This window comes from Hydromonas duriensis (assembly GCF_004363775.1).
Lineage (GTDB): Bacteria > Pseudomonadota > Gammaproteobacteria > Burkholderiales > Burkholderiaceae > Hydromonas > Hydromonas duriensis.
In genome coordinates this window covers 16,428-28,082 of record NZ_SNZE01000024.1, presented here as the reverse complement: position 1 = coordinate 28,082, position 11,655 = coordinate 16,428, and the positions used below count along the sequence as shown (strand labels likewise).

Below are 11,655 nucleotides of genomic sequence, written 5' to 3'. Positions count from 1 at the left end.
CGATACTCGTCGCGATTTACAGGGTTTGCTGACTCGCAGACTTTTGAGAGGTTAGTGCGCTTTGTTTTATATACTCCAAGTTTAATTCGATAACCACAGAATTATAGGCCTTGAACAGTCAACGCAACAGAGCCGAGGTGGTAGCTGCTGGCACTCTCCTCGTTACCCACCAGGTTTTTATAGTTAATACCGACTGCAAATAGTCACGCTAAGTTTATGTAACCCTCATCAAACTCGAACTAAGCGCAAGAGCGGTTCAAAGGCATAGAGAGCGGGCCTTCTTCCTGAGGGCTCTTGAATTACAGAGATAAGTTCAGCATCCGTCAACAACTTCATAAACTTTGACGATGTGGAATCAGAAACTCTGGTTTCAGTCACAAACCTTGTATTTTTGAAAATAGGATTTGCAAAAACAAAATCCAAAGTAATAACACTCCATTTAGACTTCAAAAGCTTTGTAAATACTACTTTCATTTCGTTATAAAGTGCTTGAATTGCCTCTGCCACTTCCAAATTCCTATTTGCTTGCGCTTCCAATGCATCTAGAAAAAACAAGCACCACTCCGTCCAATTATCATCTTGAGAAACTCCTCGCATTAAATCAATATAAAGATCTTTATGCTCTTCCAAATAACCACTAATATAAAAATGAGGCTTACTTATAACATTCGCTTGCCACAACATTAATGTAATAAGCATTCTTCCAATGCGCCCGTTACCATCTTCAAATGGATGAAGGGCCTCAAACTCTACGTGAGAAACCGATGTCCTAATCAAGATTTGCTCTGGACTATCTTTAATATAATCAAATAATTTATCCAAACCAATTTGCAGCATATCTGGTTTAATGGGAACAAATAAAATCTTTTTCTTTGGCTTATCAGCCAAGTAATTCTGTTCGGTTTTATAATTACCTGGTGACTTAGTTGCTCCTCGACCAAATGATAATAAACTTTGATGAGCAGCTTTAATAAGCCATGCTGATAAAGGTTGTCCTTGTTCTAATGCATGTTGTGCATTTTTTAGTGCCCGTTGATATAGATAAGTTTCAACAACGTCAGAGCGCACATTGTATTGACTCTGCGTTTCATCATCATACTCAGCTTCATAACGCAAAATCTCATCAATGGTACTTACTGTGCCTTCCATACGAGATGAAATAACAGCTTCTTGGTTACGCAAAGGCGCAAGAAGAATTTCGCTATTATGCATAACATTTTTTAGCATTTGATCAAAACGAGCAATAGCAGCACTCGCTTTAGCTAGAGAATCGAGTAAGCGAGCATAATCTAAGTTTTGTGGAGGAAACTTATCGTAATGATAACGAACGGCTTGGCTCGTATCCCAGGTATCCGCAATATTTGAATTCATAGTCTTAACTCCATAAGTTTTTAATATGCTTTGTGGATAAAAAGCCTATTAAAAACAGAACACATGTGAAACTTTATCCCCTGAAAGTAAAAATATACGGGATTCAAAGCATTTTGTCTACCATTTTTTTATAAATATAGAAAACTAATGGGTTTGTATCCCGTGCGTGAAACACTAGACTACTTGTTCGCTATTTTCTGGAAAATACAGAAAACTAGCAGCTTTGTATCCCGTGCGTGAAACACTAGACTACTTGTTCGCTATTTTCTGGAAAATACAGAAAACTAGCAGCTTTGTATCCCGTGCGTGAAACACTAGACTACTTGTTCGCTATTTTCTGGAAAATACAGAAAACTAGCAGCTTTGTATCCCGTGCGTGAAACACTAGACTACTTGTTCGCTATTTTCTGGAAAATACAGAAAACTAGCAGCTTTGTATCCCGTGCGTGAAACACTAGACTACTTGTTCGCTATTTTCTGGAAAATACAGAAAATTAGCAGCTTTGTATCCCGTGCGTGAAACACTAGACTACTTGTTCGCTATTTTCTGGAAAATACAGAAAATTAGTAGGTTTACCTCCAGCACTAAAAATGGCAGCAGGCAATCTATTTAAACATCGTGTGGACAAACCTGATGTACTGATTGAGTCACCACTCAAGAAATATACTTTATCTGGCGTGATTCCTGATGAACTGGAGCAGCTTAATTTAATTCAGTTTCGCCAGGCGATTTCGGACATGAATCGCATTGTTTATGAGTTTCGGGATGATGAGGGTAAGCCTCCAGCCGCCCCATATTGAATCGCGATAGATAAGTTGCAATACTGCGAGCTCCAAAACTAAAGGAGCACACAATTGCCAGACTCAACGACTCAACCCAAACGTAGCCATCCGAGTAAAGGCATGACCAAAGCGGTCTACCGAGCCTATCGTAAAGAGCACGTCAAACTATGGCAAGCCAGTGGTTTAAGCCAATCAGACTACGCCAACCAAATCGGCGTGAGCAAAGACGCCGTGCGTGATTGGGTTCGAGACTTTGGAGCCGTCCTGCCACTTAAAACAGTAAAGGTCAATCATACCAACACAGCACCACCGAAGCAAACAGCATCGTAAGGGCTCAGCCGTACCATTTCAAGACAGCATCAAAGTGTGCTAGATTGTTTCAGCGGCAACAACTCAACCAAGCGAGAGTTTGGCCATGTAGGTAATTTGGCCAGCGTATCACTCAACCATTTCGCGGGGTCAAGTCCGTTGAGTTTGGCAGTCGCCAATAACGATTGAATTGCAGCAGCGCGCTTACCAGCACGTTCCGAGCCAGCAAACAGCCAATTCTTCTTGCCAATCGCAATCGGACGGATGTTGTTTTCCACTGGATTGTTATCAATCGGATAATCACCCGCCTCAACATAACGTGCAAACGCATCCCACCGGTTTAAGACGTAATCAATCGCCTTGGCAAGATGAGTACTTTTAAGTACTTTCAATCGCACCTCATGCAACCACTCACGCATTGAAGCCAGCACTGGCAACGCTTGGCTTTGGCGCAACGCCAAGCGCTCAGTATTCGTCATGCTTTTGGCATGACGCTCGATCTCATACAACTGACCAATCCGTCTCAGGGCTTCAGCCGCAATCACACTTTTACCTTCAAGGTATAGTTTATAAAAGTTACGGCGAGCGTGCGCCCAGCAGCCCAATTCGGTCACGCCTTGTCTAAATAGCGCTTTGTACGCGCCATAATCATCGACCATAAGCGTGCCACGCCAATCCTTTAAGAAATCGCGGGCGCATTGCCCCGCTCGGCTGTTTTGATAATCAAACAGCACAATCGGCGGTTCATCGGTAAAGTCAGCCGTGCGATACGCCCATAAATAAGCGCGTTTGGTTTTACCCGACCCAGGGTCAAGCTGTCGAATAGGGGTTTCATCGGCGTGCAGTATCTGCCGTTCCAACATGAGTTCTGCCAAGCGATCAATCAATGGCTGCAAAGCCACTCCAATCTTGCCAATCCACTCACACAGCGTTGACTTGGCCAATATCACACCTTCACGCGCTGCCATTTGTTCAATGCGATACAGTGGCAAATGGTCGGCGTATTTGCCAATGGCCACCCAAGCCAATAAGCCTGTCGTCGCCATGCCGCCGTCGATTATCGCCGCAGGCACAGGCGCAGCGGTCATGGTTTGGCATTGCTTGCAGGCGTATTGCGGGCGAATGTGTTGGTGGACGACGAATTTGGCTGGCTCTACATCCAATTGCTCGCTCACATCTTCGCTGATTTGCACCAGTTGCGAGTTGCATGTTGGACAAGTGCAGGATTCAGGCTCGTGGCGATGCACAATGCGTGGCAAATGCGCAGGCAAGGCTTGACGACCTGCGCGAGTGCGCGGCTTTTTAACTTCCGAGCCTGTAAACGCCGCTAATTTGGCCTGCTCAATTTCGAGCTCCGCTTCAATCGCGGCCAAGTCGGCGGCTATACTGTCTTTGAAGAAGTCGAATTGCTCGACGGTTATGGCTTCGGACTTTACGCCAAACAGTGCACGGCTTTTATAGGCTAACTCGTAGGTTAAAGCTTTGATTTTGGATTCGGCGTTATCTAATGCGGCTGTTTTTAGAGCCAACTCTATGGATTTATCAGACAACTCTTGTGTTTGACTGTCGATAATTTGCAACGCACGAACCAGTGCATCAGCTGGGGATAATTGAGTGAGCTCATCGGCTAAAGTCATAGCCTAAATGATACGGGCAAACCCGATAATAAGCCACGTCAATACTCATGTTTAAACGCTAAATACCACGTAATGTCAGGTATTTAATGGGTTTGCATAAACTCTTACTACATGCGCCAACCATCCGGCAGTTGTGCTGTTAAACGCTGCCAATCCACGCCTTGAATGAGCCAGCACCACTGCTCTTGTGTCACTTCAAATGTGATGTCGCCGAGCTTCGGCCAAACAAATAAGCCTGAGTGTAGTCGGCGCATACACAGCCATACGCCGTTACCATCCCACACCACGTATATGGACTCCCCACAGTTTGCAAGTGAAAGTGCATCAGATTTCAACATAAGTACGACTGCAACCGGTTCTGTTGCGTTGGCAGTGAAAGGTCTATAATTCTGTGGTTATCGAATTAAACTTGGAGTATATGAATGAGCTCATTGGATTTGGCATTTCGAGGCATGCGTTACCCACGTGATATTATATTACAGTGTTTTCGCTGGTATGCGTCGTATTCATTGAGTTACCGTAACTTAGAGGAGATGATGGAAGAGCGTGGTTTGTTTGATTTAAGCCATACCACGATTTATAGATGGACCCGCAAGATCATCCCCGTATTAAACTTGTTGGTCCGTAAGCGCAAATGGACTGTGAGCCCCAGTTGGCGAATGGATGAAACTTATATTCTCATCAACGGTCAATGGTATTACTATTACAGAGCTGTTGATAAGAATGGGTTAACAATCGATTTCTTGTTGAGCAAAAGACGCGATAGAGTTGCCGCCATGCGCTTCTTCAACAAAGCCTTCAAACAGCACGGCTTCCCTAAAACAGTCGTGATGGACAAAAGCGGTTCCAACAAAGCGGCCATCGGCAAAATCATAAAAGATAAACACATTACCATCAACGTGAGACAAGTCAAATACCTCAACAATATCGTTGAGCAAGACCATCGCGCCATTAAACGAATGGTCAGACCTATGCTCGGTTTCAAATCCTTTAACTCCGCTCGCAATATGCTCACCGGTATTGAAATCATGCACATGTTGCGCAAGGATCAGTTCAACATTCCTAACAGCAAAAACATGTCCATTTTTCAAAGATTTAGTGCTATCGTGGCATAATTCCGCCTGAATTTCAGGCAATGGCCAATTTATCGGCTCCTTTTACCCTGTTTCGGTCAATTTTGACCTTAATGCAACAGAGCCATCTTATTTGAACAAACCAGCAACAAAATTACAACAAATATTGCGACCATATCTAACTCCTTTTCAACGGCAGAAAATTGATGTGCTGTAAAATTCAAGTCATTTATTTGAGTCAAAAGCATCAAGCCATGTTCGCAAAGCGGCCACATCACCAATGCTGCATGTATTTATTATCTGGTCAATCGCATTTGCTACCGTAACATTCTGGCCATTTTTGGCTTGTACAGTGGATTTATTTGCCCATTGGATAAACTCATTGTTATTTCGATAGTTGCTCCAATTTGGCACGTTGGATTGAAAAGTTTGTTGGAAATAATTGCATTGCTGCACTCTTTGTTGAGCCACTTGCCTCTCTATTGTTATTCGATTATTCATCCCTTGATTGAATCCATCAGAAAAACTATCAAAAGCGTTTTTAGCACTTGCATAATGAGAGAGTAAAACGCCTGCGCACATGAGCAGATAAGTCGCTGCTTTTTTCATTTTGTTCCCCTTAAAGGATTAAAAACATTATTTAAACGGCGGATTTTAGCCGATTAAGTCCGTATAGTGCTGTAAATTATTAGGGGTCATGCCCTCAGGTAAAATGAGTTTTCAGGAACTTAGTAAACCTATGGAGAGAGCATGACGAAGCACAATATTAGCATAGAGCCAGCAGTAATTGCGGGTTACTGAACCAACCTGATGGATTATCACAACTCATCGAGGGCGTATTAAATGAGGTGCTACAAGCACAAATGAAGCAGCATCTAAATGCAGAGCGTTACGAGCATTCAGACGAGCGTACGGGCGTGCGCAATGGCAATCGTATCCGCAAGATACACACGCGGGTGGGCACTCTCAAGCTGCAAGTGCCACAAACTCGCGATGGCAGTTTTTGTACCGACATTTTCAAACGCTACCAGCGCAACGAGCAAGCCTTGGTTTTAGCGATGATGGAAATGTATGTACAAGGGGTTTCCACCCGTAAGGTCAGCGCGATTACTGAAGAGCTATGTGGCACAAGCTTCTCCAAATCGCTCGTCAGCAGTTTATGCGTCAATCTGGATGCACGGGTCAAGGCGTTTACGAATCGGCGTTTAGATGGCGAATATCCTGTCCTCATGGTTGACGCGATGTACATCAAAGCCCGCCGCCACGATGACCGAGTTGTCAGCCGCGCTGCGCTCATCATGTCGGCTGTGCGCAGTGATGGCTATCGTGAGATTGTAGGGCTGGAAATCGACAATGGCAAAAACATGTCCATTCTTCAAAGATTTAATGCTATCGTGGCATTAATCCGCTTGCATTTCAGGCAATAGCCAATCTATCAGCACCTTTTACCCTGTTTCGGTCAATTTTGACCTTAATGCAACAGAGCCTCCTATTTATCTCGCGATGAGTTCGTTCAGCCAAGAATTTGCTGCGCGTTCACTGACGAGTCCAATTTATTCCAATAGTCGTATTCACCCGCACAAAAATTGGGTCTACTTAGATTGGATAATTTGGAATTGATATTGCTTCTAATACTTTCAGCGACTTGCGCCACATCAGCATCGGACAAAGCAGGGCATCCCTGCGCATTATATTGCGATGAAAAATAGTTGTCTGCGCGCCGCTTGGGAAACTTACACTCTAAACTTACTGCTCGATAATACATGTCATTTTTAACGATTTGAGCACACTCTTTAGATAATGCTGGAGCACTTGTGGCAACTTGTGCCTCTTGCTTTAACACTTCGGTTCGAGCGTTGTTTTCTGCTGTGTCACAGTCTAACAACTGAATTTCAGTGGGAAGATTAACATCAGATGCAAAAAAATTGAATGAAATATATGTTTGACGCTTTTGGTCAACGACTCCGCATTTGGTTTGTTTGCTTTGTATCCATTGCTTTTGATTGGATAAACCGCCGCTTTTAACGGATGCGGGTAAGTTATTCCATACTTGATTGATGGTGTCGCGTGAAGTGTCATTACGCACTTTTGCCTGTTGATACTGTTCAACAAAAGGTGCGTTTATTGGCTGCGCACTTTGTTGCTCGACAATTGAAGTCTGAATCGGGTTGCTTACAATCGGCGCTTGTACTTGTTGCGGTTGGGACACAGTGGGTGGGGGTACATAATGGTGCGTAGGTGTCGTCATTATTGCGTGAACACAGCCTTTAGCTACAGTCCCCGATATAAGAATAATAAGGAATGGTTTAGCTATCCATTCCCAAAACTTTGACTTGTTTTCTGCATTTGGAGTTTGAGGCTGGGGTTCGTTTGGCCATCTATTCGATTGCTCTTGATTTGATTCTTGAGTTTGACGTTGCCGTTGTTGTGACGCATAGGCATTTTGTCGCTCATTCCCTGCGGCTTTAGCTTTTTCGTCTCGCTGTTTCTGCTGCCTTTGATTGAGCAATTCATCATCATATTTTGCGCGTTCAGCAGGGTTCGACAATATGCGATATGCCTCGTTGATAAGCTGCATTTTTTTTGTTGTATTCGGGCCATTGGCATTCCTGTCGGGGTGATATTTCTGTGCCAATACTTTATATGCGGCTTTAATAACCTCTTGTGGTGCTGTTTGTGATACGCCAAGAGTTTCGTAATAAGTACTCATTATGTGTTAATAGGTGAATTAGACGGTGAATTAAAGTACGAAATGCAACTTTCAGGTTGAGAAGGCCAAGTGTGGCCAGCACATGGTTATTTTCAATTGCCAAACCGAAAGTTGCCATGAGCCGAGCGCACTTAAGCCAAGAAGAACGATACATGATAGAAGCCCTCAAATCAATTGGCTACAACCAAGCAAGAATAGCAGAAGAGCTTGACCGTCATCCCGCTACGATAAGACGAGAATTAAAGCGCAATGCAGGTCAGCGTGGTTATCGCCACAAGCAAGCGCACAGGCAAGCTCAGACGAGAGCCCAAGGCAGCCGCAACGCTAAGCGAATCAGCCCTGCAACACTCAAGGCGGTGTAAGCGTAAAGTCTAGCCACCCAGAAATCAATTGACTATTCGAAACAAAACCCTTTTCTGTCATGACCCCAAATCAGTCATTTTGACGGATTTTTTTTAAACGATTAGACCTCACGCAGTTAATAGCCGCGCTTTGTGCCTCGTTTGCCCGTGTACGGATTGATGTTACCGTATTGGGTGAAATTATCAACGCGGGTTCTGTTGGTGTTGGTTTTCATATACCCTTGCACATACTCGCCATTTTTTCGCACACTTGGTCGAACGTAATGGTCTTGTGTGTTGCAACCTGCGCAATAATAGCTTTTTGTCGGTTTGTACGTCGAATATCCGTATGAACCGTAGGTTTTTGCTTGAGCGGTCAATGCCAAGCACGCGATAAAAATAGCGAGAATATATTTCATGCTTGTTTTTCCTTATGGTTGTGAGTCTAACTTATTCCAATAATCGGATTCTCCAGCACAAAAATTGGGTCTGCCGAGGTTGGATAGTTTGGAGCTGATATTATTTTTAACACTTTCCGCGATTTGTGCCACGTCAGCCTCGGATAAAGCTGGGCATCCCTGCGCATTATATTGCGATAGAAAACACTTATAATCCTGCAGCCTGGGAAAAGCGCATTGTAAACTTACCGTTTGATAGTATATATCGTTTTTAACGATTTGAATTCACTCTTTAGATAATGCTGGAGCACTTGTGGCAATTTGCGCGGCCTTCTTTAACACTTCGGTTCGAGAGTTGTTTTCTGTTGTATCACATCTACTTTTTGGCGTTTGGGGATTTGCATAAACGGACTAACTGTCGTCTAAATGGTCAAGATTCTTGTGCACTTCGCTCCCATTTCGTTTGCCAATTTTCAAAACATGAAGCGTCAAAACCTCATTTTCAATACGGTAAATCAACCGATATTCACCCGATTTTGCGCGTCTCAATGAGTTAAAGCCTTCAAGTTTTACGGTAGGTAAAGCATTAGGGTCTTGAGCCAACAAATCTATTTTCTTGGTTATCTGTACAGCGTGCTTTAGCGGTATTTTGTCTAAAAACAATGAGGCATCTTTGGAAATGATGATTTTAAGCATGGCGGAATTTGTTTAATACTGCTTCGGATTCCTCAGCGGTCAGCATACCGTTTCGTTCGGCTTGCATCGCAAGAATACCGTCCACATAGTCCTCCAAAACCTGTGGTGACATGACTAAAGTTGCAACCCGTCCACGGCGTGTAACCGATACGATTTCACGTTGTGATCTGTCTATGACGCTACCGAAAGTGTTTTGCGCTTCGGATGATGTGAGTGTGAGCATTGCGATATCCTCAAAAATGTTAAATGATACATACATAGCCATTTTAGCTATTTTGGCGATTAATGCAAGTTCAATTTTCAAAATCCATTATTAATAGGAGCGACATTTTTGTAGGGGGTTATGTCGCGCTAACAGTAAAATCGGCCGAATCAATCCAAAATGCGTCCACAAATTAGTCATCACCTTTGATTCAAGCAAAATTATGCCACGAGTGCATTAAATTGCTGAAACATTGACATGCTTTTGCTGCCAATACAACAGGACCTTTAAACGTGTAGCAATTCATTGATACGGGTCGTAACTCTTGGGCTGAGTTTATCGCGGCGCATCCGCCAATCCGTATTCATTCGTTCCGTACCCAATTGCAGCACATCACGACCAAAGCGTGCATTCAAACCATCCACACAACTCATCAACCTTAAACGCTGCTCTGAATCCCCTGGATTGAGCCAATCCAATTGTTGTTGCTGATCAGCCGACTCAATGCCGCTTAGAATCACTCCACACTTCTTGTACTCAAATCCTGCTTTGTAAATACGTTCCAATGCCTTTTGAGCCATGTGATTGATTCTAAGCGTATCACATGTACCCGACGTCAACTGCACACACTCCGAACCGTAATGTTGTGGCAATTCCAACTTAAAACGATTGGTTTGAATGAACACCTGCAAGGTATGGGCAACACCGCCCTCCTCGCGCAATTCTCGCCCTGCTTCAGAAACGTGGTGCGATATGGCGGAGCGCAATCCTGTCAAATCACAAACAGGCTGCCCAAAACTTCGACTACGAATGATTTGCTGACGCTTGGGTTTAATGGTTTCCATGTCAAGACACGACACGCCTTGCAATTCTCGTTGGGTTCGCTCAACCACGACACCAAACTTTTGTCGAAGCATGGCGCTCGAGGCGCGTGTGAAATCACCGACCGTCTCAATGCCCACCTCGTTTAAGGACTGGCCAATGCGCCGCCCTATGCCCCACACTTCTGTCACAGGCTCGCTATTCAGTGCGCGCGCTTGCATATCCGCATCCCAAGCACTCCAGTTAGCCACGCCTTTGAAATAGCGATGGCGTTTGGCCAAGTGATTACAAAACTTAGCCAAAGTTTTGGTGGGCGCGATGCCGACACAAGTCGGAATTCCCACCCATTGCAGTACGCGGTTGCGGATTTGATGGCCAAGCTCATTCAAATCAACCAGTCGTTGCATCCCGCCCACATCCGCAAAACACTCATCGATTGAATACACTTCAGTGGTCGGCACTAAAGTGGCTATGCTCTTCATCATGCGTCGTGACATGTCGCCATACAACTCATAGTTACTTGAAAACACCTGTACATCATACTGGCGCACGATGTCTTGGATCTTAAAGTACGGCTCACCCATTTTAATGCCCGCCGCCTTGGCTTCTGCGCTGCGTGTAACAACACAGCCATCATTGTTCGACAACACAATGACAGGCTTGTTGCGTATACTCGGCTGATACACACGCTCGCAAGACGCATAAAAGCAATTGCCATCGATGAGAGCAAACATCAATTAGCGCCTTATTTAAACCGTTTAACAACGCTCATCACCACACCCACTACGGTAATGACACTGCCATAGCCAGGGCGTAGAATCGGAAAGTCATCGTTTTCAGGGTGAAGTTCAACACCTGTGGCTGTGCGCACCAAACGCTTAACAGTGAACTCCCCATCGAATTCGGCGACCACAATATCGTTATGTAACGCCTCAACTGAGCGGTCAACAATAAGGATATCTCCCTCATCTATACCCACTTTAGTCATCGATTGACCTTTGACGCGGACAAGTATGGTTGCGGCCGCATTGCTGATGAGATACTCATTCAAGTCGATATAGTCGTCGAGGTAAGGCGCAGCTGGCGATGGAAAGCCCGCTTGCACACCCTCGGTGGCTAAAGGGATTTGCATGTGTGTTTTAGCCATGACTTGCATGACATCAGCAGGTAATTTGCCTTTATATGCTGCTATCACTTTGTCGATATGGTCGACCAGCTTGATGGGCACGCGCTTGGTAATTGTCTCTTCGCCCTTCTTGCGCCCTGCGCCTTGGCGTGCGCCGCCGTGATTTCTGTTGGACATTTTAGCCACC

At 44.5% G+C, this 11,655-nt stretch carries 15 protein-coding genes; 5 read left to right on the top strand and 10 right to left on the bottom strand.

Going from position 1 to position 11,655, the window contains the following annotated elements; translation table 11 throughout:
* Window positions 1–228: 228 nt before the first annotated feature.
* The gene (locus DFR44_RS09385; protein WP_133621319.1) at window positions 229–1,371 is read right to left on the bottom strand and encodes a Fic family protein; all 1,143 of its coding nucleotides are present in this window, start codon (window positions 1,369–1,371) and stop codon (window positions 229–231) included.
* Between the two features lie 591 nt (window positions 1,372–1,962).
* On the opposite strand from DFR44_RS09385, the gene DFR44_RS09380 reads away from it, so the two are divergent.
* The gene (locus DFR44_RS09380; RefSeq protein WP_133621318.1) at window positions 1,963–2,172 is read left to right on the top strand and encodes a hypothetical protein; all 210 of its coding nucleotides are present in this window, start codon (window positions 1,963–1,965) and stop codon (window positions 2,170–2,172) included.
* A 54-nt stretch (window positions 2,173–2,226) separates the two neighbouring features.
* Entirely contained in the window at window positions 2,227–2,484 is a 258-nt protein-coding gene (gene tnpA / locus DFR44_RS09375) for an IS66 family insertion sequence element accessory protein TnpA (RefSeq protein WP_133621317.1), read from the top strand.
* Window positions 2,485–2,513: 29 nt separating this feature from the next.
* Here the strand turns inward: tnpA and tnpC are convergent, their stop codons facing one another.
* Together tnpC and tnpB are read right to left on the bottom strand one after the other, a co-directional pair.
* Window positions 2,514–4,100 carry an IS66 family transposase gene (tnpC, locus tag DFR44_RS09370; RefSeq protein WP_133621316.1) on the bottom strand — a complete coding sequence of 529 codons (1,587 nt, stop codon included), beginning with the start codon at window positions 4,098–4,100 and terminating at the stop codon, window positions 2,514–2,516.
* Between the two features lie 107 nt (window positions 4,101–4,207).
* Complete coding sequence (gene tnpB / locus DFR44_RS09365) at window positions 4,208–4,438, bottom strand: IS66 family insertion sequence element accessory protein TnpB (RefSeq protein WP_133621315.1); 231 nt, start codon at window positions 4,436–4,438, stop codon at window positions 4,208–4,210.
* A gap of 84 nt (window positions 4,439–4,522) precedes the next feature.
* Between tnpB and DFR44_RS09360 the strand changes: the two genes are divergently transcribed.
* Window positions 4,523–5,215: an IS6 family transposase gene (locus tag DFR44_RS09360; protein ID WP_133621314.1), complete on the top strand. Its 693-nt coding sequence runs from the start codon at window positions 4,523–4,525 to the stop codon at window positions 5,213–5,215.
* Window positions 5,216–5,398: 183 nt separating this feature from the next.
* On the opposite strand, the gene DFR44_RS09355 is transcribed toward DFR44_RS09360, so the two are convergent.
* A complete protein-coding gene (locus tag DFR44_RS09355; RefSeq protein ID WP_133621313.1) occupies window positions 5,399–5,782 on the bottom strand; it encodes a hypothetical protein in 384 nt (127 codons plus the stop codon).
* Window positions 5,783–5,970: 188 nt separating this feature from the next.
* Here DFR44_RS09355 and DFR44_RS09350 point away from each other — a divergent pair, with 188 nt between their 5' ends.
* On the top strand, window positions 5,971–6,600 hold the full coding sequence (locus DFR44_RS09350) for an IS256 family transposase (protein ID WP_133621312.1): 630 nt from the start codon (window positions 5,971–5,973) through the stop codon (window positions 6,598–6,600).
* Between the two features lie 86 nt (window positions 6,601–6,686).
* On the opposite strand, the gene DFR44_RS09345 is transcribed toward DFR44_RS09350, so the two are convergent.
* The gene (locus tag DFR44_RS09345; protein ID WP_133621311.1) at window positions 6,687–7,883 is read right to left on the bottom strand and encodes a J domain-containing protein; all 1,197 of its coding nucleotides are present in this window, start codon (window positions 7,881–7,883) and stop codon (window positions 6,687–6,689) included.
* A 71-nt stretch (window positions 7,884–7,954) separates the two neighbouring features.
* Here DFR44_RS09345 and DFR44_RS11810 point away from each other — a divergent pair, with 71 nt between their 5' ends.
* Window positions 7,955–8,245: a helix-turn-helix domain-containing protein gene (locus DFR44_RS11810; RefSeq protein WP_133621310.1), complete on the top strand. Its 291-nt coding sequence runs from the start codon at window positions 7,955–7,957 to the stop codon at window positions 8,243–8,245.
* A 116-nt stretch (window positions 8,246–8,361) separates the two neighbouring features.
* Here the strand turns inward: DFR44_RS11810 and DFR44_RS09335 are convergent, their stop codons facing one another.
* The 5 genes from DFR44_RS09335 to DFR44_RS09315 form a co-directional block, all read right to left on the bottom strand.
* Window positions 8,362–8,643, bottom strand: a complete 282-nt coding sequence (locus DFR44_RS09335; RefSeq protein WP_133621309.1) for a hypothetical protein — start codon at window positions 8,641–8,643, stop codon at window positions 8,362–8,364.
* Window positions 8,644–9,033: 390 nt separating this feature from the next.
* Entirely contained in the window at window positions 9,034–9,318 is a 285-nt protein-coding gene (locus DFR44_RS09330; RefSeq protein WP_133621308.1) for a type II toxin-antitoxin system RelE family toxin, read from the bottom strand.
* A complete protein-coding gene (locus tag DFR44_RS09325; protein ID WP_133621307.1) occupies window positions 9,311–9,622 on the bottom strand; it encodes a hypothetical protein in 312 nt (103 codons plus the stop codon). The genes DFR44_RS09330 and DFR44_RS09325 overlap by 8 nt, the downstream gene beginning before the upstream one ends.
* A gap of 185 nt (window positions 9,623–9,807) precedes the next feature.
* Window positions 9,808–11,076 carry a Y-family DNA polymerase gene (locus tag DFR44_RS09320; protein ID WP_133621306.1) on the bottom strand — a complete coding sequence of 423 codons (1,269 nt, stop codon included), beginning with the start codon at window positions 11,074–11,076 and terminating at the stop codon, window positions 9,808–9,810.
* 11 nt (window positions 11,077–11,087) lie between these two features.
* Window positions 11,088–11,645: a LexA family protein gene (locus DFR44_RS09315; protein ID WP_133621305.1), complete on the bottom strand. Its 558-nt coding sequence runs from the start codon at window positions 11,643–11,645 to the stop codon at window positions 11,088–11,090.
* Between the last annotated feature and the right edge of the window lie 10 nt (window positions 11,646–11,655).

Bases quoted from the DNA above. Each gene is read 5' to 3' on its own strand.
- DFR44_RS09360 (WP_133621314.1), top strand. From the start codon at position 4,523: ATGAGCTCATTGGATTTGGCATTTCGAGGCATGCGTTACCCACGTGAT.
- tnpB (WP_133621315.1), bottom strand. From the start codon at position 4,438: ATGTTGAAATCTGATGCACTTTCACTTGCAAACTGTGGGGAGTCCATA.
- DFR44_RS09330 (WP_133621308.1), bottom strand. From the start codon at position 9,318: ATGCTTAAAATCATCATTTCCAAAGATGCCTCATTGTTTTTAGACAAA.
- DFR44_RS09385 (WP_133621319.1), bottom strand. From the start codon at position 1,371: ATGAATTCAAATATTGCGGATACCTGGGATACGAGCCAAGCCGTTCGT.
- DFR44_RS09320 (WP_133621306.1), bottom strand. From the start codon at position 11,076: ATGTTTGCTCTCATCGATGGCAATTGCTTTTATGCGTCTTGCGAGCGT.
- DFR44_RS09335 (WP_133621309.1), bottom strand. From the start codon at position 8,643: ATGAAATATATTCTCGCTATTTTTATCGCGTGCTTGGCATTGACCGCT.
- DFR44_RS09345 (WP_133621311.1), bottom strand. From the start codon at position 7,883: ATGAGTACTTATTACGAAACTCTTGGCGTATCACAAACAGCACCACAA.
- DFR44_RS09315 (WP_133621305.1), bottom strand. From the start codon at position 11,645: ATGTCCAACAGAAATCACGGCGGCGCACGCCAAGGCGCAGGGCGCAAG.
- tnpC (WP_133621316.1), bottom strand. From the start codon at position 4,100: ATGACTTTAGCCGATGAGCTCACTCAATTATCCCCAGCTGATGCACTG.
- DFR44_RS09355 (WP_133621313.1), bottom strand. From the start codon at position 5,782: ATGAAAAAAGCAGCGACTTATCTGCTCATGTGCGCAGGCGTTTTACTC.
- DFR44_RS09380 (WP_133621318.1), top strand. From the start codon at position 1,963: ATGGCAGCAGGCAATCTATTTAAACATCGTGTGGACAAACCTGATGTA.